Origin of the sequence: Gordonia liuliyuniae, assembly GCF_021739025.1 — a bacterium.
GTDB classification, from domain to species: domain Bacteria; phylum Actinomycetota; class Actinomycetes; order Mycobacteriales; family Mycobacteriaceae; genus Gordonia; species Gordonia liuliyuniae.
In genome coordinates this window covers 57,344-80,084 of sequence record NZ_JAKKOT010000003.1, presented here as the reverse complement: position 1 = coordinate 80,084, position 22,741 = coordinate 57,344, and the positions used below count along the sequence as shown (strand labels likewise).

The 22,741-nt window shown below is 67.9% G+C and carries 22 protein-coding genes and 1 tRNA gene; 11 read left to right on the top strand and 12 right to left on the bottom strand.

The annotated features are described in order from the left end of the window. Window positions 1–47 precede the first annotated feature (47 nt). Both L5G28_RS19570 and L5G28_RS05290 read left to right on the top strand, forming a co-directional pair. Window positions 48–167 carry a DUF8730 family Cys-rich protein gene (locus L5G28_RS19570; protein WP_504864848.1) on the top strand — a complete coding sequence of 40 codons (120 nt, stop codon included), beginning with the start codon at window positions 48–50 and terminating at the stop codon, window positions 165–167. Window positions 168–209: 42 nt separating this feature from the next. Next, window positions 210–1,187, top strand: coding sequence for an alpha/beta hydrolase (locus tag L5G28_RS05290; RefSeq protein WP_237000619.1), 978 nt, complete (start codon window positions 210–212; stop codon window positions 1,185–1,187). A 108-nt stretch (window positions 1,188–1,295) separates the two neighbouring features. Here the strand turns inward: L5G28_RS05290 and purD are convergent, their stop codons facing one another. Both purD and L5G28_RS05280 read right to left on the bottom strand, forming a co-directional pair. Continuing rightward, complete coding sequence (purD, locus tag L5G28_RS05285; protein WP_237000618.1) at window positions 1,296–2,549, bottom strand: phosphoribosylamine--glycine ligase; 1,254 nt, start codon at window positions 2,547–2,549, stop codon at window positions 1,296–1,298. Window positions 2,550–2,552: 3 nt separating this feature from the next. Beyond that, window positions 2,553–3,755, bottom strand: coding sequence for a low temperature requirement protein A (locus tag L5G28_RS05280; protein ID WP_237001259.1), 1,203 nt, complete (start codon window positions 3,753–3,755; stop codon window positions 2,553–2,555). 241 nt (window positions 3,756–3,996) lie between these two features. Between L5G28_RS05280 and L5G28_RS05275 the strand changes: the two genes are divergently transcribed. Beyond that, entirely contained in the window at window positions 3,997–6,132 is a 2,136-nt protein-coding gene (locus tag L5G28_RS05275; RefSeq protein WP_237000617.1) for a RecQ family ATP-dependent DNA helicase, read from the top strand. Between the two features lie 14 nt (window positions 6,133–6,146). On the opposite strand, the gene L5G28_RS05270 is transcribed toward L5G28_RS05275, so the two are convergent. From L5G28_RS05270 to L5G28_RS05245, 6 genes are read right to left on the bottom strand one after another with little or no spacing between them, the layout of a single operon-like run. Next, a complete protein-coding gene (locus L5G28_RS05270; protein WP_236997781.1) occupies window positions 6,147–6,572 on the bottom strand; it encodes an HIT family protein in 426 nt (141 codons plus the stop codon). Between the two features lie 9 nt (window positions 6,573–6,581). Then, complete coding sequence (locus L5G28_RS05265; RefSeq protein WP_237001258.1) at window positions 6,582–8,009, bottom strand: sensor histidine kinase; 1,428 nt, start codon at window positions 8,007–8,009, stop codon at window positions 6,582–6,584. A gap of 26 nt (window positions 8,010–8,035) precedes the next feature. After that, complete coding sequence (locus tag L5G28_RS05260; protein ID WP_237000616.1) at window positions 8,036–8,740, bottom strand: response regulator transcription factor; 705 nt, start codon at window positions 8,738–8,740, stop codon at window positions 8,036–8,038. A gap of 24 nt (window positions 8,741–8,764) precedes the next feature. Next, window positions 8,765–10,003, bottom strand: coding sequence for a winged helix DNA-binding domain-containing protein (locus L5G28_RS05255; RefSeq protein ID WP_237000615.1), 1,239 nt, complete (start codon window positions 10,001–10,003; stop codon window positions 8,765–8,767). Beyond that, on the bottom strand, window positions 10,000–10,401 hold the full coding sequence (locus tag L5G28_RS05250) for a RidA family protein (protein WP_237000614.1): 402 nt from the start codon (window positions 10,399–10,401) through the stop codon (window positions 10,000–10,002). The genes L5G28_RS05255 and L5G28_RS05250 overlap by 4 nt, the downstream gene beginning before the upstream one ends. Further along, on the bottom strand, window positions 10,398–11,969 hold the full coding sequence (locus L5G28_RS05245; protein WP_237000613.1) for a carboxylesterase/lipase family protein: 1,572 nt from the start codon (window positions 11,967–11,969) through the stop codon (window positions 10,398–10,400). Before L5G28_RS05245 ends, L5G28_RS05250 begins: the two co-directional genes overlap by 4 nt. Before the next feature lie 71 nt (window positions 11,970–12,040). On the opposite strand from L5G28_RS05245, the gene L5G28_RS05240 reads away from it, so the two are divergent. Then, window positions 12,041–12,538 (top strand): GyrI-like domain-containing protein, encoded by a 498-nt coding sequence (locus L5G28_RS05240; RefSeq protein ID WP_236997786.1) that lies wholly within the window; start codon window positions 12,041–12,043, stop codon window positions 12,536–12,538. Window positions 12,539–12,647: 109 nt separating this feature from the next. On the opposite strand, the gene dprE1 is transcribed toward L5G28_RS05240, so the two are convergent. Further along, a complete protein-coding gene (gene dprE1 / locus L5G28_RS05235) occupies window positions 12,648–14,066 on the bottom strand; it encodes a decaprenylphosphoryl-beta-D-ribose oxidase (RefSeq protein WP_237000612.1) in 1,419 nt (472 codons plus the stop codon). Window positions 14,067–14,215: 149 nt separating this feature from the next. Then, window positions 14,216–14,290: transfer RNA gene (locus L5G28_RS05230), tRNA-Thr, on the bottom strand. A 116-nt stretch (window positions 14,291–14,406) separates the two neighbouring features. Here L5G28_RS05230 and L5G28_RS05225 point away from each other — a divergent pair. Genes L5G28_RS05225 through otsB form a run of 5 tightly spaced genes read left to right on the top strand, consistent with a single transcriptional unit; the run spans window position 14,407 to window position 19,083 of the window. Beyond that, window positions 14,407–15,873 (top strand): threonine/serine exporter family protein, encoded by a 1,467-nt coding sequence (locus L5G28_RS05225; protein ID WP_237000611.1) that lies wholly within the window; start codon window positions 14,407–14,409, stop codon window positions 15,871–15,873. Between the two features lie 40 nt (window positions 15,874–15,913). Continuing rightward, the gene (locus tag L5G28_RS05220; protein ID WP_237000610.1) at window positions 15,914–16,684 is read left to right on the top strand and encodes a MerR family transcriptional regulator; all 771 of its coding nucleotides are present in this window, start codon (window positions 15,914–15,916) and stop codon (window positions 16,682–16,684) included. Window positions 16,685–16,708: 24 nt separating this feature from the next. Next, complete coding sequence (locus L5G28_RS05215; protein WP_236997790.1) at window positions 16,709–16,876, top strand: hypothetical protein; 168 nt, start codon at window positions 16,709–16,711, stop codon at window positions 16,874–16,876. 6 nt (window positions 16,877–16,882) lie between these two features. Further along, window positions 16,883–18,304 (top strand): alpha,alpha-trehalose-phosphate synthase (UDP-forming), encoded by a 1,422-nt coding sequence (locus L5G28_RS05210; RefSeq protein ID WP_237000609.1) that lies wholly within the window; start codon window positions 16,883–16,885, stop codon window positions 18,302–18,304. Then, entirely contained in the window at window positions 18,301–19,083 is a 783-nt protein-coding gene (gene otsB, locus L5G28_RS05205; protein ID WP_237000608.1) for a trehalose-phosphatase, read from the top strand. Before L5G28_RS05210 ends, otsB begins: the two co-directional genes overlap by 4 nt. Window positions 19,084–19,129: 46 nt before the next feature. Here the strand turns inward: otsB and L5G28_RS05200 are convergent, their stop codons facing one another. After that, on the bottom strand, window positions 19,130–19,894 hold the full coding sequence (locus L5G28_RS05200; RefSeq protein WP_237000607.1) for an SDR family oxidoreductase: 765 nt from the start codon (window positions 19,892–19,894) through the stop codon (window positions 19,130–19,132). Window positions 19,895–19,950: 56 nt separating this feature from the next. Here L5G28_RS05200 and L5G28_RS05195 point away from each other — a divergent pair, with 56 nt between their 5' ends. Then, window positions 19,951–21,051 carry an ROK family transcriptional regulator gene (locus tag L5G28_RS05195; RefSeq protein ID WP_237000606.1) on the top strand — a complete coding sequence of 367 codons (1,101 nt, stop codon included), beginning with the start codon at window positions 19,951–19,953 and terminating at the stop codon, window positions 21,049–21,051. A 30-nt stretch (window positions 21,052–21,081) separates the two neighbouring features. Here the strand turns inward: L5G28_RS05195 and deoC are convergent, their stop codons facing one another. Then, window positions 21,082–21,780, bottom strand: a complete 699-nt coding sequence (gene deoC / locus L5G28_RS05190; protein WP_237000605.1) for a deoxyribose-phosphate aldolase — start codon at window positions 21,778–21,780, stop codon at window positions 21,082–21,084. Window positions 21,781–21,808: 28 nt separating this feature from the next. On the opposite strand from deoC, the gene purU reads away from it, so the two are divergent. Further along, window positions 21,809–22,726: a formyltetrahydrofolate deformylase gene (gene purU / locus L5G28_RS05185; RefSeq protein WP_308191554.1), complete on the top strand. Its 918-nt coding sequence runs from the start codon at window positions 21,809–21,811 to the stop codon at window positions 22,724–22,726. The last annotated feature ends 15 nt before the right edge of the window (window positions 22,727–22,741 follow it).

Genomic DNA, 22,741 nt, shown 5'->3' with positions numbered 1-22,741 from the left:
CGGAGTCGGGATCGGTCGCGTGCGCGGCGCCCCGTATCCTTGGGCTCATGTGTTATCCCGTCACGTGCAAGGCTTGCGGCAAGATCACTTGGGACGGCTGCGGCGCCCATGTCGACGAAGTCATGTCTCAGGTACCGGAAGACCAGCGCTGCACCTGCCCGCGCTGACGGGTCGGATTACGGCCGCCGTCCCGGTAGAATTCGCGGGCGATGCCCGACGACCGTTCCACTCCCGTTGAAACGACACCTCACCTCGGCGACCTCTCGAGTTCGCTGACGTCCGGTGGCGCACGTCCGCGTGCGATCTCACGGCGCGGACTCCTCGCGGGCGGCGCCGGTCTGGCGGTGCTCGGGCTGGGGGCCTGTGCGTCGAACGATCCGTTGACCCCGCACGGCGCGGCGCACGTCGGCGCCGACGACGAGCTGGCGATCGAGACGACCCCTGCGTCGATCCCGAACGATCCGCCGGTCGTCACCGGTGAGTTCGTGTCGGCGAAGATGGCCGGACGACCGACGCGCTGGGCTGTGGCCCGCCCGCGCGGCGTGACCGGCGAACTGCCGGTCGTGGTTGTCGCGCACGCGCTCAACACCAACGAGAAGACGATCTTCAGTCACGGTCTGAACATTCAGGGCTTCGTCCAGCAACACGTCGACGCCGGGAACCCGCCGTTCGCGGTCGCCTGCGCCGATGTCGGCGACAACTACTTCCACCTGCGGACCGACGGTGCCGACGGCGCGGCGATGATCATCGACGAGTTCGTTCCGATGCTGGAGCAGAGTCCCGAACTGGACCTTCGCACCGACAAGATCGGCCTGTTCGGCTGGTCGATGGGCGGGTACGGCGCGCTGCGGATCGGCGCGATTCTCGGGCCGCAGCGTGTCGCCGCGATCGCCGTCAGTTCTCCTGCGATGTGGGCTGATCCCGCACAGTTCCCGCCGCGCGCGTTCGATTCGTACGGCGACTACCGGGCGAACTCGATGTTCGGGCAGCAGCATGTGTTCGCGAACATCCCGTTGATGATCAGTGTCGGGACATCGGACCAGTTCTACATGTACGCGCGGCAGTGGGCAGCTGACTTGCACCCGCCCGCGGCGTTCTCGACGTCGCCGGGCGGCCACACCAACCGTTATTGGCGGTCGGCGCTCCCCGATCAGATCGCGTTCCTCGGTCGCTCGCTGGCCGCCTGACGGCGCGACATCGTGGTGTCGCGGGGCTAGAAGAACTTCGGCACTTTCTTTCGGCCTGACGCCGAAAGAAAGTGCCGAAGTACGTCGTCCTCCACCCGGCGCTCAGCGTTAGAGCTTGATCCGACCGTCTTCGGCCGCTTTGCCGATGTCGGTGCGGAAGTGCGAACCGTCGAGGGTCACGTCGGACAGGCGGGCGTAGGCCTGAGCGCGTGCCTGCGCGAGGTCGGCGCCGCGGCCGACGACGGACAGCACACGTCCCCCCGAGGAGACGATGTCGCCGGAATCGTCGATCTTGGTGCCCGCGTGCAGGACTCCTTCAGTGTCGGCTCCGGTGATCGCGTCGCCGGTGCGCGGGCTGCCCGGATAGTTCTGGGCGGCGAGCACCACGACGACGGCGCTGCCGTCGTACCAGCGCAGCGCGGGGAGATCGGCGAGCGTGCCGTTAGCGACGGCGCCGAGCACCTCGCCGAGCGGGGACTCGAGTAGGTCGAGAACGGCTTGCGTCTCGGGATCGCCGAAGCGACAGTTGAATTCGACGACGGACGGACCGTCCGACCCGATGGCCAGACCCGCGTACAGCAGACCGGAGAAGCCGACGCCGCGCTCGACCATCTCGGCGGCGACGGGACGGACCACCTCGTCGACGATGCGATCGACCATGCCGTCGGGAAGCCACGGCAGCGGCGTGTAGGCGCCCATGCCGCCGGTATTGGGGCCCTCGTCGCCGTCGCCGACACGCTTGTGGTCTTGCGCCGGCAGCAGCGGGACGACTGTCTCGCCGTCGACGAGACAGAACAGGGAGACTTCGGGCCCGTCGAGGAAGCTCTCGAGGAGCACCGGGTGTCCGTTCTCGATGACGTCGACGGCGTGAGCACGAGCGGTGGCCCGATCGGGGGTGACGACGACGCCCTTACCCGCTGCCAATCCGTCGTCTTTGACGACCCACGTCGGCCCGAAACGATCGAGTGCCGCGTCGATGTCGGCGGCCGCCGTGACGCTCTCCGCGCGCGCGGTGTTGACACCCGCCGCAGCCATCACGTCTTTGGCGAACGCCTTCGACCCTTCGATCTGCGCGGCCTGCGCGCTTGGGCCGAACACTGCGATGCCCGCGGTGCGGAGCGCGTCGGCGACACCATGCACCAGCGGTACCTCGGGTCCGACGACGACGAGGTCGGCGCCGATCTCGCGAGCGAGCGCGACTACTGCGTCACCGGAGTTCGCATCGACCGCGTGGTTGGTCGCAACCGCTGCGGTGCCTGCGTTGCCGGGTGCAGCGTGAAGCTCCGTCACCGACGGGTCCCGACCGAGTCCGAGGAGGAGGGCGTGTTCGCGGCCGCCCGAGCCGATCACCAGTGCGCGCACGCATCACAGCGTAGCGGGTTCGAACCGCTCGCTGAATTCGATGATGAGGACGGGCAGGACGGGCGCGAGAGCGCCGACGACGACAGCCACCAGGAGTGGCACCCCGACCGCGACCAGCACGAGTCCGACGATGATCGGAATCAGAGCGGTGACGATCAACATCAGTTCCATGCCGGACGGGCCGATGAGGTAGTAGTGGGCGACGATCACACCGATGGTGAAGACAGCCAACGGGATGGCGACGGCGGCCATCACCATGAGAGAAGAGTCGTGCGTCTCGCCTTCGATCCATTTGGCGATCAAGTCCATGCCCGCGCCGACTGCCGCACACGCCATGAAGACTGGGATCATCCCGTAACCCCAGAGGAAGCACCGACTGCGATGTTCGGCGAGGCCCTTACCGTTCGGCATCGCCGCGTACAGCCACCACATGGAGAACGTGACGCCGAGTGCGGTGGCGCCCAGAACAGCGGTCTGCGCGGTCCAGCCACCCCGCCCAATCTGTGCCTGCAGGACGGCTACCGTTCCGACGACGCCTTCGCCGAGGGTGATGACGATCAGCGTCGAGAACCGCTCGGTGATGTGGAACGGATTCCAGGGCGTCGCCTTCCGCTTCTCGGCAACGAATGGGCCGAGGAACTCGATGACGACACAGATCAGGATCGCGACCAGCGTCATCCGCAACCCCATGGGGGCGAGCGCGACGATGGTCCACCCGATTTGAGCGACGATGCAGGCCACCGCGTACGTCAGACACGTCTGCCGGTATCTCACGGACTGGTAAGCGGCACGCAGCCACTGCGGAACCAATCCGAGCCGCATCACCATGTAGCCGAACACGATGACTTTCACGTCGACGTGAGCGTCGGCGTGGATCGACGAGAACACCGGCGGGATACCGACCGCCATGATCGATACCCCGATCATCTGGACAAGGACCGATAGGCGGAACCACGGATCGTCTGTGTCGAAAGCCGACGCGAACCAGGCGAAGTTGATCCACGCCCAGATGGCGGCGAACGCGACGAGGAGGTAGCCGACGACCGCGACGAAGACCTCACCCTCTGCCAGGTAGTCGGCGAGCTGGACGCCGGCGACCGAGAACAGGACGACGAAGATCAGGTCGTAGAAGACTTCCAGGCCGCTCCCCGCCCGTTCGCCCTCGTCCGGGTCCCGCCCGATCATCCGCTGCAACTGAGTTCGCATTGGCACGCCGTCACACTAGACTGCGTCCCGTCGATCGGGTGGGCAACAAGCGCCGGAGGTCAGTCCGTGGCGCCGCTCAGGTCGTACATCGTCGCGCCGTCGACCGTCGTCGAGGTGAACGTGGATTCAACCCAATCCGTGATCTCGGACGCACTTACCTGGTGACACCGACGAGAGGGTCGGTGGCGCTCCTGTGGATAACGCATTCGATCTCGTCACCGGTCGCCTATACCTTGGTCGCATGAGCACACCCACGGTTCTGACTGATGCCCAGCGCTCTGTGGCTGACCGCGTGATCACCGCACTCGCGGGGCCCGATGCCCGGCTCCGCGATGACCAGGAGGCTGCGGTCGCGACGCTCGCGACTCCCGGTTCGCGCGCGCTCGTCGTGCAGGCCACCGGCTGGGGTAAGTCCGCCGTCTACTGGGCGGCGACCGCGGTGATCCGGGAGGCGGGCGGCGGCCCGACCCTGATCGTCTCGCCGCTCCTGTCGCTGATGCGCGACCAGGTGGCCGCCGCGGGCCGCGCCGGTCTGAGCGCTGCGACGCTCAACTCCAGCAATGTCGACCAGTGGGCCGCCGTCGAGGGCGATCTGCTGGCCGGGAGCCTCGACGTCCTGTTGGTCTCGCCGGAGCGGCTCGCGAATCCCGGTTTCGGCGCTCGCGTCCTCCACGCGCTCGCGGGCCGGCTCGGTCTCGTCGTCATCGACGAAGCGCACGCCATCTCCGACTGGGGACACGACTTCCGGCCCGACTACCGCCGAGTGTCCGATGTGCTGCAGAACTTGAATCCGCAGACGTCGGTGCTCGCGACGACGGCGACCGCGAACCAGCGCGTGACCGATGACATCGCCGCTCAACTCGGCGCCGGGAGCGAAGCGAGCGGGCCGGATCAGCTCGGCGCCGGGGCCACGCTCGTTCTGCGCGGCCCGCTGGCGCGGAAGTCGTTGCACCTCAACGTCGTCGATGGACTCTCACCGATTCAGCGGTACGGCTGGGTGGCGCAGGAGCTGCCGTTCCTGCCGGGTTCCGGCATCATCTACGTGTTGACGGTCGCCGACGCCGACCGGCTGGTCACCGCGATCCGAACGGTGTGGGGCGACGAACCCCGGGTGGCCGCGTACACCGGACAGCTGCCGGCCGATGAGCGTCACGAGCTCGAAGACGCCCTCTTGGACAACCGGGTGAAAGCGCTCGTCGCGACGTCCGCGCTCGGGATGGGTTTCGACAAGCCCGACCTCGGGTTCGTCGTCCACGTCGGGGCTCCGCCGTCACCGGTGTCGTACTACCAGCAGGTGGGTCGTGCGGGACGCGCCCTCGACGAGGCGGTGGTCGTTCTCCTCGCATCGCGGCTCGACGACTCGATCTGGGAGTATTTCGCGACGGCGACCATCCCCGACCCGAAGCGGATGAATCGGATCCTCGACGCGATGAACGAGGCGGGTGGGCCGGTGAGCGTGCCTAATCTGGAGTCGGCGACCGGTGTCCGGCGCGGCAAGGTCGAGTTGGCGGTGAAGCAGTTGGCCGTCGACGGCGTGGTCGAGCGGACGCCGGACGGGTGGGCGGCGACCGGCCGACCGTACGTGTACGACGCACCGCACTACGAGGGTGTCGTCGCGGTGCGCCAACGCGAAGCCGACATCATGCGGGCCTTCGTCCGCGGCGAACGCTGCCTGATGCGACTGCTCACCGAGTCGCTCGATGATCCGGCCGCCGACGACTGCGGCCGCTGCTCGGTGTGCCGAGGCGAACTCACTCCGGGGCTCAACGAGCGCCCCGACGACGAGACGGTCGCGACTCTGTCGGCCGTCCTCCGTCGCGACGCGCAGATCCTGGCGCCGCGCAAGATGTGGCCGGGCGGGTCGTTCGGTCGACGCGGCCGGATCCCCGCCGAACTCGCGGCGGAGGCCGGGCGGGTCCTGGCCTTCGCTGACGCGCCGCAGTGGGGCGATGTGCTCGACGCCGCCAAGAACGGGGACGCGACGGCGCGGGACCGACTGTCGGAGTCCGCGGTCGCTGTCCTCGCGGATTGGGGACGGCGCGGTGGGATCCGCCCCGAGACGATCGTGTCCCTCGATCTGCGCGGCGGAGATCTGGCAGCCGATCTCGCCGAACGTCTCCGCAGCGTCGGACGACGCCCGGGCACGGCGTATCCGGTCGTCGCTGGTCCGGTCCCGAGCCGGGACGCCACGAGCGCGACGGAAGCAGCCTATTGGCGCGACCATCTGGGGTCGGCGCCGCCCGAGGTCGCTGGGCTGGCCGTGCTGCTCGTCGTCGACGAGACCTCGTCGGGGTGGGCGATCACGTTGGCCGCGGCGTCACTGCGCGAAGCGGGCGCCTCGGCCGTCTCCCCGATGCTCGTGCATCAGACTGCGTAGGTCGTGGAAAGGGGTCAGTCGGCGACGTATTCGCCGTAGCCGAGGCTGTGGAGGCTGGCCCGGATCTTGGTCGCCGCGTCGTCGAGCGACTCGGGCGACGGATCCTGGTCGGCTTTCGACAGGTCGAAGCTCTCCAGCGAGTGAGCCGGGAACACGTGGATGTGCAGGTGTGGCACCTCCAGTCCGGCGATGAGCAGGCCCATCCGCGGTGCGTCGAACGCGTCTTTCACTGCGCGACCGACTTTCTGCGACACGTCCATGAGATGCGTGAACGTGGGCGTGTCGATCTGCTCCCAATGGTCGATCTCTTTGCGCGGCACCACGAGCACGTGTCCGGGTGTGACCGGGTTTATCGTCATGAACGCGACGGACTGGCCGTCCTTCCAGACGAAACGCCCGGGCAGATCTCCGTTGATGATGTGCGTGAATACCGAAGCCATGCCCCGACCTTACTGCCGTCCGCCCGTGCCCGCGGACTCGTCGGTGTCTGCGGCCGACTCCCTGGTGTGCGCGAGCGCGAACCAGAAGCAGGCGCCCTCCCCCGGCTCGGAACGCACGCCCACGCGGCCTCCGTGCGCGTGCACGAGGGCCGCCACGATCGACAGTCCCAGTCCGCTGCCCGATCCGGCCTCCTCGCGGTGGCGTGACGGGTCGCCGCGGTAGAAGCGTTCGAAGATGTGGTCGCGTTCGACCGCGGTGAGTCCTGGACCGTGGTCTAGGACGGCGACGACGACGTCGGGGCCGTCGACCTTCGCCGACACGGTGATGGAGCCACCGGTGTGTGCGATCGCGTTCCCGACGAGGTTTCCGAGGACCTGCCGCAGTCGCAACCGGTCGCCCGCCACCGTCGTCGCCGGGTCTAACCCGACGATGTCGAGGTCGATGTCCCGCCCCGGAGCGGACACTCGCGCCGCCTCGACCGAGTCGACGAGTACCGGAAGCACTTCGACCGGTTCGATGGCCAGTGGCCGCTGCGCGTCGAGTCGGGCGAGCACGAGGAGGTCTTCGACGAGCATCGTCATCCGGTCGGCTTCGCCGGAGATTCGACGGACCGCGTCGTCGGGATCCGGTGCGGCGCCGATCGACATGAGGTCGGCGAACCCCTTGATCGAGGTCAGCGGCGTCCGCAGTTCGTGTGAGGCGTCCGCGACGAATCGGCGCATCTTCTCTTCCGAGGCACGAGCCTGCTGTTCGGAGGCCTCGGTCGCCGCGAACGCTCCCTGGATCTGGGCGAGCATCGCGTTGACCGACTCGCCGAGGCTTCCCACCTCGGTGTTCACTGGGCGCGCCGGGACACGTTGGTGAAGGTCGCCTCCTGCGATGGCGTGCGCGGTCTCCTCGACGCGACGCAGCGGCCGCAGGCTGGTCCGCACCAGGAGATAGCTGAGGACGCCGATCACGGTCAGGACGATGCAGCCGACCCCGACCTGCAGCCAGATCAGCCGGGTCATCGTCGCGTCGATGTCGGTCAACGGCATCGCGACGACGCTGGACGTCCCGTTCAAGACACGTTTGACGACCCGCCAGTTGGGGCCGGGCCCCTCCGAGCCGACGGTGCGCGGTGTCGCGTCGCCGTCGGGCAGGGACGACAGGTCGGGGGCCGAGCCGTAGTCGTTGAAGGTGATCTGGAACCCGTTCGGGAGGGAGGCCGCGACGAAGTACTGCGACGGCGGGCGCCGCAGGCCGGGCGGCCCCGGAGAGTCGTCCTCACGGGGCCCGTGCGGCTGCGCCCAGCCGTTGACCGCGTCGATCAGCTCCCCGTCGGCACGGGAGGTGAGGTCGCTGCGCATCGCCGAGGTGACGGCGATGCCGGACGCGCCGAGACCGACGAGCGCCAGGATCACCGTCAACAGAACGAGAGTCACCCGCAACGGCATCGCCCGCAGGCGTGCTGCGAGCGCGTTCACGTGCGTGGCTCGCGCATCACGTACCCGACGCCGCGAAGGGTGTGGATGAGCCGTTGCGGGCCCGTGTCGATCTTGCGTCGCAGGTACGAGACATACGATTCGACGACGTTCACGTCGCCGCCGAAATCGTAGTTCCACACGTGGTCGAGGATGCGCGGCTTGGACAGCACTGTCCCCGCGTTCACCATGAAGTAGCGCAGCAGCGTGAACTCGGTCGGCGACAGCGCGACGAGATCCCCGTCCTTGAACACTTCGTGGGTGTCCTCGTCCAACTCGATGTCGGCGAAGACGATGCGTGACGGTTCGGTCGCCTTGTCGCCGTGGCCGTTGCGTCGCAGCAGGACGCCGATCCGTGCGACGACTTCTTCCAGGCTGAACGGTTTGGTCACGTAGTCGTCGCCGCCGATGGTGAGGCCGTTGATCTTGTCTTCGACGGAGTCGCGGGCCGACAGGAACAGCGCGGGCGCCGCGACGCCGTCCGCGCGTAGCCTGCGCAGCAGGCCGAATCCGTCCATTCCCGGCATCATCACGTCGAGGATGAGGACGTCGGGTGTGTAGGTGCGTGCGATGTCGATGGCCGCTGGCCCGTTCGCCGCTGTCCGCACCTCGTGTCCCTGGAACTTCAACGACACGGACAGCAGTTCTCGGATGTTCTCCTCGTCGTCGACGACAAGGATCTTGGCGGCAGGGGTCTCGCTCATACCAACCGATGATGCCCCTGCCGCCTACTCTCCCGCTTGCCGAACTCTGGGAGCTTCCTGTGAACGCGACTCGCTGGTGTCGCGTGTCGAGGTCTTTCTCATCAGCGGCGATGCGAACGCCCCCTGAGCGAGGCGGACTCCCCCCAACCACTGCTCCAACTCGTCGGCGCGCGCTGTCAACGCCCGCACCGCTTCGACCGGAACCTCTTCCAGCAGTTGGACGCGGACCCGGCCGTCCTCCTGCACCCACCCTCCGACGATCCGCCCGTCCCACCATGCCGTCTGACCGCCGTTGCCGTTGCTGTCGAACAGGTGCGGGACGTGGGCGTCGTCGAGGTAGAAGCGCCGCTGTTTGTACCCCATCGTCGTCGGATCGAGTCCCGGAAGCAGCAGTGCCCGCGGAGCCACCTGCTCGACGGGGCCGGCGTCGTCGGCGAGCAGGTATCCGACGTCACCGGACTGCAGATCCACTTCGATGACGTCGAGTGCGGCGAGCGCTGCCCGGACGGCGGACTTGGTTGACCCGAGCCACCAGACGAGGTCGGTCTCGGTGCCAGGCCCGAACGCTCGCAGCCAGCGCGCGATCAGATCGCGGTGGCCGTCGACCGGGGTCACCTCGGCGAGCGGCTCACCGAGCCACGATGTCATCGACGTCCACCCCGGTCGGGACACGAACCATTCGGCTCGGTTGGTTCCGCGGACGACGTCGCCCGCGGCGGCCATGTGGTTGAGCAGCCGCGGCAGCATCGGCGACGGTCCGCCGTACTTCTTGCCGACGTCCCGCAGAATCGATAGGTCGTAGTCGGGCAACGCCTGCCGCACCTGCGCAGCGGCCAGTTCGGTGCCGTCCAACAGTGCGAGGACGGCCGATCGCGCGTCGGCGATCCACTGTTCCGGGTCGGCGGGGCCGTCGTCCCGCCGAAGGTCGCGCAGCAGGCTGGTCCGCTCGGACGCGGCCACTCGGCTCCCGACTGCGCCGACGGCGTCGGCCAGGACCGGCCGACTCATCACGAACAGCGTCCGGCGCATGGCGAGTTGTTTGACGACGGTGCGGGCGTCGTAGAGCGCGGTGTCGACCGTTCCGGGCAGAGTCTGCGGGCTGCGCGCCCACACCGACAGGTGCACGGTCGACGCGGTGGTCGCGTGGAGCCCGACGACGGCGTCGGCCACGTCGACGACGTCGCGCGTCGTATCGTCGGCCAACAACTGCCGTCGCTGGAGGCGGCTGCGACGTTGAGCGTCGTCGACGAACGGGCGACTCATCGGACTGCGGCCACGGCGTCGAGTTCGACGCGCTGCCCGGGATACGGCAGCACGGTGACCGCCACCATGACGGCGGGCGGGATGTCGGCACCGAATTCCGGGGCGAGCGCCTGCCAGACTGCGGCGAGGTCCGTCCGATCGGAGGTGGCGACGTAGACGGTCAGTTTGACGATGTCGCCGATCGTCGCGCCGCGCTCGGCGAGCAGCTTCGTCAGCAGCGCGACGGTGTGTCCGGTCTGCGCCACGGGATTGTCGGGAGCGACGACCTCGCCGCCCCGATCCAACGGCGACACCCCGGCGGTGAAGAGCACCGAACCGTCGAGAACCTCTGCGCTGTAGGCGAATCCGCCGTCGAACAATGCCTGTGAACCGTGCCTGCGCACGTGTGGGTAAGTCATCGGAAACTCAGTACCTCCTCACCCCATGCTTGCAGCAATGCGTCGTCGAGACCGACTGATGCCGTGTCGTGCGCGCCGATGCGTAACGACGCGTGCCGGTCGTCGGTGTACGGCTCCCACCGGGCTTCATCACTGCCGTCGCCGATTCGGGGGTCGCCGGACGCCGCGAAGTTGAGCCAGCGACGCTGTACGCGGCGACACACGTCGTCGCCGGTCTGGCGGCCGCCGAGTCGATACATCGGGTCGCGTTTGGTGGATGTCGGATTGCCCCACACGTACGGTAGTTCGGTGGCGTGCGCCGCGCCGAAGCCGATGAAGCGGAGCAACGGAGTCGCCCAGTCGAACCGGTACAGGTGCACCGGTGCCTGTCGGTGGTGGGCTTCGGTGATCCACAGCGCGGGCATTCGGAACCCGATGTCGCGCGAGATGGCCATGCTCCGCACCCGCGTCTTCACATGCTGATACGAGTCGTCGAGGTGGTCGGGTTCGGGCAGCGGGAGCTCCGGCTGTTCGGTGCCGATGTGCGCGAACATCGCGTCGACGTGCTCGGACTTGACCGGCATCAGCGGCGACGACATCCATTTGAACAGGGATGTCTCGTGCCGGTTGGTACCGATCAGCAGAGGCACCGGCAGCGCACCGTCGCTGTCGTAGACTCGCAGCGGATCGTCGGGTATCAGATCGCCGTCGATCACCGGCGTGTGCGCGATGGTCCCTGGGAAGTCTCGCGGGACGTCGAGGAACGCGCGCTGCGATCCGGCGACGAGCGCGCCGACCGGGACGCTGCGCAGCATGCCCGGCCGTACCCGGTCCGGTGGCATGGGCGCGAGCATCAACTCGGCGTACTTCTCCGCTCGTTCGCGTCCGTACACGCTGGTGGCGGGCGAACTCTGCGCTATCGCCCGGTGGATCAGGCCGTCGGCCGCGGGCATGGTGAGGAGGGTGGTGACGATGCCGCCGCCCGCCGACTCGCCGAACACGGTGACGTTCGACGGATCGCCCCCGAACCCGGCGATGTTCCGGTTCACCCATCCCAATGCGGCCAGGACGTCGGACATCCCACAGTTGGCCTCGTACGTCTGGTCGGCCGTCGACCACGCCGACAGGTCGGTGAAGCCGAACGCGCCCAGCCGATAGTTGACGGTCACGATCACGGTGGGGGTGCCCGCGCTGTTGCCGGTCGTGATCAACGAGACCGGGTTGTACATCGGCTGGGAGCCTGCGCCGCACAGATAGGCTCCGCCGTGGATCCACACCATGACGGGGAGTTCCGCGTCGCTCGCCGCCGCCCCGCGCGGCGTCGCGACGTTCAGGTAGAGGCAGTCCTCTTCTTGCCGAGTGCCTGCCGCGAGCTCGACCACCTGCATCACGGGTTGTGGGCAGACGGGACCGAACGTGTCTGCGGGGATGACGTCGGCGTGGTACGCGGGTTCGACGGCGTGCCGCCACCGCAGTTCGCCGACCGGTGGCCGCGCGTAGGCGATCCCCTTCCAGACGTCGACGGATTCGCTGGCGATGCCTCGGATCGGTCCGTTGGACGTGTCGACGACCAGATCATCGGAGTTCACAGTCCCATTGTGCCGTCACCGGCACCGGCCCGCAGTGCGAGCGCGTCGGGGCGTCCGTACGCTCTGTTGGCATGAGCATCCCGCTGTTCTTTCGTGACGACTCGTTCCTGCAGCCCATGGAAGTGACGCTGCCCGACGGGATCGCCGTCGTCACTCAGAAGTTCTACGACGTCCGGCTCGAGGACCTGCGGGAGATTTTCGACGAGTCGTTCCACACGCTCGCGCAGACGCGGCCCGCGGGCCCCGGCTACGCGATGTATGAGGGCGACCCGACCGACGTGTTCGACCTGACGCTCGGCTTCCCGGTTGACGCGCCGGTCGACACCGTCGACTTCGGCGACCCCGATAACCCGCACGACATCGCCAACGAGGTGTTCCCGTCCGGCAAGGCGTTGATCATGAGCCACATCGGCGGCTTCGACGGTCTCGGCTCGGCGTGGGAGGCGCTGATGGAGGTGCACGAGGCCAACGGCGGGTCGACGCCCCGCGCGACGATCGAGATCTACGTAAACGATCCGTCTTCGACCCCGCAGGAGGATCTGCGGACCGACCTGATCGCCCTGTATTAGGCCATCTCACCCTGTACTAGGCCATCTCACCCTGCACTAGGCCGTCTCACCCTGTACTAGGCCGTCTCACCCCGTATTAGGCCGCCGCACCCTGCATTGAGGCCTCCTCTCACACGAGGTTCAACCGTTTCGCCATGTCGGAGACGAACACCCCCGTCGGGTCAATGCGGCGGCGCACCGCGATCCACTCGTCCAACCGCGGATACATCGCGCGGAAGGTGGCGGGCGATGTCGCCGAGTCCTTCGCCGAGTAGAGACGTCCGCCCGCGTCGAGGACGCGGCGGTCCAGGTCGGCGACGAGGCGGTCGAGTCCGCGGCTGATTGCGAAGTCGAACGTCGCGGTCATGCCGGCTGTCGGAAACGACAGCGGCGCGCGGTTGCCGTCGCCGAACATCTTGAGGACGTTGAGGAAGCTCGCGTGCCCGGAGCGGCGCACGGCGCGCAGCAGCGGACCGAACGCGTCGAGGTTCTCCGGCGGAATCACGAACTGGTACTGCAGGAATCCTTTCCGACCGTAGAAGCGATTCCACTCCCCCATGATGTCGAGCGGGTGCAGGAACCCGGTGATGTTGTGGATTTTGTCGGTGAACGTCGAACCGGTGCGGAAGTACGCTTCACTCATCAGACCGAACGTGTACCGGTTGCCGAGCCCGCTCGGGAAGACGTCGGGCACCGTCAGATATTGCGGGGCGTCGAACGTCAGCGGATTCTTCCGCAGCTTCGCGGGCAGTTCTTCGACGGTCGCGAGCCGACCGCGCGTGAAGAAGCCGCGACCGAGCCTGGGTTCCTTGCTGACCGCGTCGAACCAGCCCGCACTGTAGTCCGCGGAGTCGCCCCACCCGTTGCGATGCAGGTCGATCGTCTCTTCCACGCTGGTGGTGACGACACCGTCAGCGAGAAAGTACGCGCTGTCGGTGCGCTGCATCCGCAGACGCGCACGCAGGATGATGCCGGTGAGGCCTAGTCCGGCGACCGTCGCCCAGAACAGCGATCCGTCGGGGTCGTCGGGCGATCCGTCCGGCGTCAGGGTGAGGATGCGGCCGTCGGCGACCAGTAGATCGACGTCGACAACCTGGTCGCCGAAGCTGCCGGTGCTGTGGTGGCTCTTGCCGTGGATGTCGTGGGCGATCGCCCCGCCGACAGTGACCTGCCGGGTCCCCGGCAGCACCGGCAGCCACAACCCGAGCGGGACGAGCGTCCGCAGCAGCCGGTCGAGACTCACGCCTGCGTCGACGTCGACCACCAGTTCCTCACCGTCGATCCGGTGGATCCGATCGAGTGCGGTCATGTCGATCGTGAGGCCCGCTCGATTCTGCGCCGACTCGTTGTACGAGCGCCCCAGCCCTCGCGCGATCACTCCGTGCCGCAGATATCGCGGCGCATCGGGGCGCTCGTCGGCCACCCGTTCGACGGCCCGCGCGATGGTGTCCACGTCGCGGGTCGCGAGCACCGCAGCGTGGACCCCGTTCGTCCTGGACCAACCGTCGATGAATCGGGTCTGCACGAAGTTGTCAGCTGATGAACTCATGCGGCGAATCTACGGACGGCCGCTGAGAGAACCGTGCGAATCCGGTGTGAGCAGAGTGGGTTCTGCACGAGAGACCTCGGCGATATGACACGTCCATCACAGTGCGCAACGCACACGTTCCCTCCGGCGAACAACCGAAGGGAACGTGGTGGAGCCCCCTGTCAGGATTGAACTGACGACCGCTCGCTTACAAGGCGAGTGCTCTACCACTGAGCTAAGGAGGCGTGCGGGGTAAAAGTATAACCGTCGCCCGCCGCCCGGCCGGGACTAGCATCGTTTGCATAGCCGCGACACCACGCACCCACCCGTCTACCTACCGGACCGAGAGGAGGCCACGCACGTGCGTGCGTTCATCCGTCGAGGACTCAACCGCGTCCTCGGAACAGCCCAGGCCACGATCGACACGATCGAGCCGGGCAGCATCGTCGTCGCGCCACGCAAGCCGATCGCGATCGACGACGAAGCCGCGATCACCGAGGTCCTCGACCTCGCTGCGAAGATCGGCGCGGTTCTCCTCGACTCGGGGACCGGCGCGATCGACACTCGACGCCAGATCGAGTTCGTCGCGGGCATCTACGGCCTCGACGACGTCGACATCGACGTCACGTTCAACACGATCCTCGTGTGCGCGCAGCGCGGGAACAACCTGCCGCCGGTGACGTGTGTGCGCACCGTGTACGCGAGGTCGCTCGACTTCACCCGACTCGCACACGTCGACCGACTGGTCCGTCGCATCCGGCAACTCGCGATCACCCCTGCGACGGCGCACGGCATCGTCGATGAGATCACCCGGGCCCCGCACCCCTACCCGTACTGGATAGCGAACACGGGGTGGGGAGTGATGGCGTCGGGCATCTCGATCCTGCTCGGCGGCACCTGGATCGTCGGCGTCACCGCACTCATCACGACAATCGTCATCGTCACTCTCAACCGACGTCTCGCCCGAGTCGGGACCCCGATGTTCTTCCAGCAGTTCGCGGGCGGGTTCATCGCCATCGTGCCCGCGGCGTTGCTGTTCCATTGGCGGGACGCGCTCGGGCTCGACGACACGTTCGTGCCGTCCCAGATCATCGCGGCGGGCATCGTGGTGCTCCTGTCCGGGCTGTCGCTCGTCGGTTCGGTGCAGGACGCGATCACCGGAGCTCCGATCACCGGGACAGCGCGATTCTGCGAAGTCGTCCTGTTGACCGGCGGGATACTCGCAGGCGTCGCGTTGGGTCTGCGGATGACTGAAAGCTTCGGCGTCATCCTGCCGGGCCTCGGCACCCAGATGCCGTTCGGCCCAACCGACCTAGCCGCGCGCATCGTCGGCGGCGCGATCGCGGCGGGAGCGTTCGCCGTCGGTAGCTACGCCGAACGACGTGCCATCCCGGTCGCGTTCGGGGCGGGCGCCGTCGCGGCGGCGGTCGCGTTCGGTCTCGCCCTCACCGACTCCGGCACCATTCTCAGCTCGGCCGCGGCTGCGATCGTGGTCGGTCTCGTCGGTGGTCTCGCCGCCCGCCGTGCGCTCACCCCGCCGCTCGTCGTCGCCGTCGCAGGCATCACCCCGCTCCTGCCCGGCCTCTCGATCTACCGCGGCCTCTACGGGATCATGAGCGGCCAGTCGCTGATCGGGTTCGGTGAGGTCGCCGCCGCGTTGACGACCGGGTGCGCGCTCGCCGCCGGAGTCACCCTCGGCGAGTTCCTCGCCCGCTCCCTGCGGCGCCCGCATCTTCCCAATGGCCTCATCCGCATACCGCAGCGACCTGACCTGCTTAAACCGGTGATGCGGCGACCCGGCCGGCACGGCACCGACATGAAGGCTTGACTCTCACGCGACGTGAGAGTCGACGATCGAAGGCGTGACGATGACACGCAAGAACGCCACCTGGACGGTGGGTCGGCTCGCCGACCGTTCCGGCGTGACGGTGCGGACCCTGCACCATTACGACGAGATCGGTTTGCTGCGCCCCACCGCACGGAGCAGCGCCGGATACCGCCTCTACACCGAGACGGATCTGGTGCGGCTGCAACAGATCGTGGTGTACCGGCGGCTGGAGCTGCCGCTCGACGAGATCGCCGACCTGCTCGACGGTCCGGACGGGACCGTCGAGCATCTCCGCCGTCAGCGTGACGTCGTCGCCGCCAGGCGTGACGAGCTCGAGGTGCTCGTCGACGCGATCGATCAAGCATTGGAGCGAGAGATGAACAACCGACCGGCCACCGACGAAGATATGCGCGAACTGTTCGGGCACGGGTTCTCCGACGAATACCAGGCCGAAGCCCAGGAGCGGTGGGGCGACACCGACAGGTGGGCCCAGTCGCAGGCCCGGACGGCCCGCTACACGAAGGCCGACTGGGCGCAGATCAAAGAGGAGCAGGACGCGACGAACGACGCGTTCATCGCGGCCAAGCGTGCGGGCGAACCGGCCGACGGCGACGTCGCGGTGGCCGTCGCCGAACGCGCGCGAGTGCAGATGGACGAGCGGTTCTACGACTGCGACCACGAATTTCACCGCTGTCTGGGCGAGATGTACGTCACCGACCCGCGGTTCGCGGCGACGTACAACGATCTCGAACCGGGGTTGGCGCAGTACGTGCGCGATGCGATCGTCGCGAACGCGGACCGGAGCAGTTGAGCGGGGAAGGGTAGAATCTGCACCATGCCTGCTAAGACAACTGATATCGCCGCAGACGACGAACTGGTGCCCGTGGCCGACGAGACCGCCCTGTCCGCGCGGCGGGTCGTCGCCGCATACGCGACGGACGCCGACGAATGCCGGATGCTCCTCTCGATGCTCGGAATCGCACCGGACGAGCCGGCTGCCTGAACCGGCATGGCTGACTTCGTCGTAGTCGCCAACCGCCTCCCGGTCGACAAACGTGTCGAGCCCGACGGGACCACCACGTGGAAGCGTGCGCCCGGCGGGCTCGTCACTGCATTGACTCCGACCCTGGCTTCGCGGTCGGGCGCGTGGGTGGGCTGGAGCGGCGTCCCTGACTCGTCGGACGACCCCCGGATCGACGGAATCGACGTTCGATCGGTTCCGCTGTCGAGCGATGAGATCGCCGACTATTACGAGGGTTTCGCCAATTCGACCCTCTGGCCGCTCTACCACGATCTGCTCGTGGAGCCGGTGTTCGACCACGACTGGTGGACGACGTACGTGGCCGTCAACCGCAAGTTCGCCGAAGCTGCGTCGGAGGCGGCTGACGAGGGCGCAACCGTATGGGTGCATGACTACCAGCTGCAGCTCGTCCCGTCGATGCTCCGCGAACTTCGCCCCGATCTGCGCATCGGCTTCTTCCTGCACATCCCGTTCCCCTCGTTCGAACTGTTCGCGCGCCTCCCGTGGCGTGAGGAGTTGCTCCGCGGCCTGCTCGGGGCCGACCTCGTCGGATTCCATCTGCCGGGCGGCGCCGAGAACTTCCTGACTCTGGTCCGCCGTGTCCTGGACTTGGACGCCTCGCGGGACCCCGTCGGCGTCCGCGACGGACTCGGCACCGTCCGAGACGGCTCACGCACCATCCGGGTCGGGTCGTTCCCGATCTCGATCGATGCGTCCGCGGTAGCCGAACAGGCTGCGGCGATGACCGACCGCGCCGCAGCGATCCGCGCCGAACTCGGCAACCCGTCGACGGTCCTGCTGGGGGTCGACCGACTCGACTACACGAAGGGCATCGACGTCCGGCTCGACGCGCTCGACGGTCTGTTCCGCGAAGGTCGGCTCGACCCGGCCGACACCGTCCTGGTGCAACTGGCCAGCCCGAGCCGGGAGCACGTCGACAGCTACATCGCGGTCCGCGACCGCATCGAGCGCTCGGTGGCGCACATCAACGGAACCCATGGCACGGTGAGCAGCCCACCGGTCCGGTATCTACTCCAGCCCGTGCCGCGCGACGAACTGCTGGCGTACTTCCTCGCCGCCGACGTCATGCTCGTGACCCCGCTGCGGGACGGCATGAACCTGGTCGCGAAAGAGTATGCGGCGGCCCGCGCTGACCTCGGCGGAGCCCTCGTGCTCAGCGAGTTCACCGGGGCCGCAGCCGAAATGGAGCAGGCGTACCTGGTGAACCCGTACGACGGACGGAACGTGCGCGACGTCGTGGTCCGCGCGGTGACCGACTCCCCGGAGGACCGTCGCGAGCGGATGGCCGCCCTGCACCAGCAGGTCATCGACTTCGACGTCGACTTGTGGTCGCAGAGCTTCTTACAGTGTCTGTCGGGCGCCGCCGCCGCCAACGAAGCCGCCCGGTGAGTCCGACGTCTCGGGCGACGCCCCTCGGCGACGCACTCGCCGAGTTCGCGTCGCTCGATCGGGTGCTCATCGCATCCGACTACGACGGCTGCGTGTCGCCGATCGTGTCGCGTCCGGAGGACGCGGTGCCCGACCCGGCGTCTGCGGCAGCCCTGACTGCGGCCGCCGAACTCCCGAACACGTGGGCGGCACTCGTGTCCGGGCGGGCCCGAGCCGACCTCGCAGCACTGTCCGGGCTCGGCGACCCGGTGACGCTCGTCGGCAGCCACGGAGCCGAGTTCGAATCCGGCTTCGACGAGCCGCTCACCGACGAGAAGCGGTCGCTTCTGGCATCGATAGTCGCCGAATTCGAGGCGATCACCGCTCGTTTCCCCGGCACCACTGTCGAGACGAAACCGGCGAGCGCCACGCTGCACGTCCGCAACGCGTCCGACGAGGACGCCCGGGCCGCGCTCGCGCTCGCCGTCGAAGGCCCCGCCTCATGGAAGGGCGTGGACGTCACTCACGGTAAGGCCGTCGTCGAACTCGCCGTCATCGAAACCAGCAAAGGGCATGCGTTGGACCGGCTTCGCGACCGCGTCCACGCTCAAGGCGTCCTGTACCTGGGTGACGACATCACCGATGAGAAGGCGTTCGCGCACCTCAATTTGCCCGGCGATGTCAGCGTCAAGGTCGGCGGCGGCGCGACCGCAGCCAAATTCCGAATCGCCGACACCGTCGAGGTGGCGCAGGTCCTGGCAGCGGTCGTCGAGCTCCGTGCCGGGTTCGCCCGGTCGTAAGGCGACAGTGCCGGGTTCGCCCGGCCGTGAAGCGACAGTGCCGGGTTCACCCGGTCTTGACGTTGCGGCGGGCGCTCGCCTGATCACGCGGCATGAGGACGATCTGGTCGAGGTTCACGTGCGGCGGGCGGGAGGCCGCGAACGCGATCACGTCGGCGACGTCGCCCGCCGTCAACGGGGTGAGTCCGCGGTAGACGGCGTCCGCTCGTTCGGCGTCTCCGTCGAATCGGACGAGTGAGAACTCGGTCTCGACCATGCCCGGCAGGATCTCGGTGAGCCGGATCGGCTTGCCCAACAGTTCCGGTCGCAACGTCCGGTGCAGCACTGACTGGCCGTGCTTGGCCGAGGTGTAGCCGGAGCCGTTGTCGTACGTCTCGATCGCCGCGATCGATGTGATGGTGACGATGAGTCCGTCGCCCGACGCCTCCAACAGCGGCAGCATGCCCTTCGTGACGCGCAGGGTGCCGATGACGTTCGTCTCCCACATCCACCGCCAGTCGTCGAGGTCTGCGTCCGCGACCGACGCCAAGCCCTTCGCTCCGCCCGCGTTGTTGACCAGGACGTCCACCCGGTCGAGGGAGGCGATGAACTGCTCGACCGACTCGGCGTCCGTGACGTCGAGATGGTGTGCGCGACCGCCGATCTCGGCGGCCAGCGCCTCGATCCGCTCCGTGCGGCGGGCACCGACGACGACGTGGTAGCCGTCGTGAGCCAATGCCCGCGCCGTCGCCTCGCCGATGCCCGAACTGGCGCCGGTCACCACCGCGACCTTGCGTTCGGACCCGTCTGCCGCCTGTGTTGAGATACCCATGAATCTAAAGTCTAAGAGACGGCCCGCCGCGGCGCCCGGCTGCTAGATTCGACGCCATGATCGGTAGCGGAGTGGTTCCGGCAAGTCTGCGCGTCGGAACCGGACCGACTGCGGCCGTTCTGCACGCGGTACGCGTCCACGGGCCCGTCACTCGCGACCAGATCGTCGCCGCCGTCGACTTGTCGCCTGCGACCGTCAACCGGCAGGTCAACGCGCTCCTCGACGCGAAGCTCGTCAGCGAGCGGCCCGACCTCGTCGACCCCGGAGCCATCGGACGCCCCAAGCTGCCGTTGACGATCGATCGCGACCACTTCTGTGTGGCAGGCATGCACGTCGGCGCTCGGCGCACCGCGCTCGTCATCGCCGACCTGCGTGGCCGGACTCTGTATTCGCACGCTGTGCGGACCACCGACATCACCGATCTGTGCAGCCAGTTGAGTGCGCTCGCCGACCGCTTCTCCGGGCGGCGCGTGCTGTGGGGCGGTGTCGCGATCGGCGGCGCCGTCGACAGCGAGTCCGGCGTCGTCGACCATCCGATCCTCCGGTGGCGGCGCCAACCGCTCGGCGACGAACTGACCACGGCACTCGGCGTGCCGGTGTCGGTGTCCGAACACGTGCAGGCGATGGCCGCCGCCGAACTGATCCTGTCCGGTGCCATGGTCCGCGGCCCCTCCGGACTGTTCTTCTACGCCCGCGAGACCGTCGGCATGGCGATGACCTTCGACGGCCAGGTGTATCAGCCCGCACGCGGGGCCGGCACGATCGCCGGCCTGACCGTGGTTCCTGGAGCTCTCGCCGAGACAGCCGTCGCCCCGCTTCAATCGGTGATCGGCACCCAGTCGCTGGTCGACGCGGCCGTCCGCCTCGGCATCGAACCCGGTGCCAATCGGCTCGCCGACGAACGTGCCCGCGTCCTCGGGCAGGCGGTCGCTGCGATGCGCGACGTGGTGAACCCCGACGAGATCGTCGTGGCGGGCGACGCGTTCGCCGCCCACCCGCAGGGTCTCGCGCCGGTGCAGGCCGCATTCGACGAGGCGACCAGGATCGACCGACCGCTCGAGATCGTCCCGACGTGTTTCGGTGTGCACGTCCCTGAGGCGGCAGCCGTCGCCGTCGCGCTGTCGGCCGTCTACGTCGATCCGTTGGCCGTGGTCTGAGAGTTCTGCTCGCTCGCCTGGCGACTGTCGCTACTCGGCGAACCCCTCCAGCACCGCACGTGATCCGGACAGCCCGAGGCGGGTGGCCCCCGCCGCGATGAGCTCGGCCGCGAACTCGGCAGTCCGGATGCCTCCGCTCGCCTTGACCCCGATCGATCCGCCGACGGCTGCACGCATCACCCGTACCGCGTGGACGCTTGCTCCGCCTGCCGGGTGGAATCCGGTCGACGTCTTCACGAAGTCGGCTCCGCCTTCGACGGCTTTGCGGCAGACGGCCGCCAGTCCGTCGTCGCCGATCGCCTCCAACAGGACGGCCGACTCGACGATCACTTTCAGCACGGTGTCGGCCCCCACGCCTTCACGGACGGTGAGGACGTCGGCGAGGATCTCGTCGTATCGACCGTCGACCGCGGAGCCGACGTCGATCACCATGTCGACCTCCTGTGCGCCGTTCTCGACCGCGAAGCGTGCCTCGGCAGCCTTGACCAGTGAGTGATGCTTGCCCGACGGGAACCCGGCGACGACACAGGCACTCAGGGGGCCGGTCTCGATGGGCAGCATCGACGGCGACAGGCACACGGAGTAGACGCCGAGGTCGAGGGCTTCGGCGACGGCCGCTTCGGCGTCGGCTCGGGTCGCTTCGGGTTTGAGGAGCGTGTGGTCGACGAGGGCCGCGACGGCCGCCCGATTCGGGTTGTCGTGGGGTCCGGTCAGGTTGCTGTTCGTCACAACATACGAGCTTGGCACACTTGACAGGGTGAGCACCTCCCCGACCTCGTCGCCCTCCCCCGCAAGTGCCTCTCCCGTCGCTGCAGACGAACGCCGTCTCGTCTTGACACTCGGCTGCCCCGACCGCACCGGCATCGTCGCGGCCATCTCCGGTTTCATCGCTGAGATCGGCGGATGGATCACCGAGGCCGCCTACCATTCGGACCCGCAGTCCGGCTGGTTCTTCACCCGGCAGGCGGTCCGTGCCGACAGCGTCGACCTCGACGTCGACGATCTGCGACGACGGTTCGGCGAGGTGGCCGCACAGATCGGTCCCGACACCGAATGGACTCTCACCGACACGGGTGTGGAGAAGTCCGTCGTCTTACTGGTCAGCCGGGACAGCCACTGCCTCATCGACCTCCTCGGCCGGGCCGAGCGCGGCGAGTTCCCCGCGACTATCCGCGCGGTCGTCGGCAACCATCCCGACCTCGAAGATCTGACGACTCGGTTCGGTGTGCCGTTCCACCATGTGCCGTTTCCCGCCGACGGCAAGCCCGCGGCGTTCGCTGCTCTGCAGAAGCTCGTCGACGGGTACACGCCGGACGCGATCGTCCTCGCACGGTTCATGCAGATCCTGCCCGCCGACCTGTGTCAGGAATGGGCGGGCCGCGCCATCAACATCCACCACAGCTTCCTGCCGAGCTTCGTCGGCGCACGGCCCTACCACCAGGCGTTCGACCGCGGCGTCAAACTCATCGGAGCCACCTGTCACTACGTGACCGCGGATCTCGACGCGGGCCCGATCATCGAGCAGGACGTCAGCCGCATCAACCACGACTACTCGACGGCCGACATGGTCCGGCAAGGTCGGGACATCGAGACTCTGGTCCTGTCGCGCGGCGTCCGGTGGCATCTCGAAGACCGTGTCCTCGTCCACGGCCGCAAGACCGTCGTGTTCGCCTAGTTGTGTCGGGGAAGT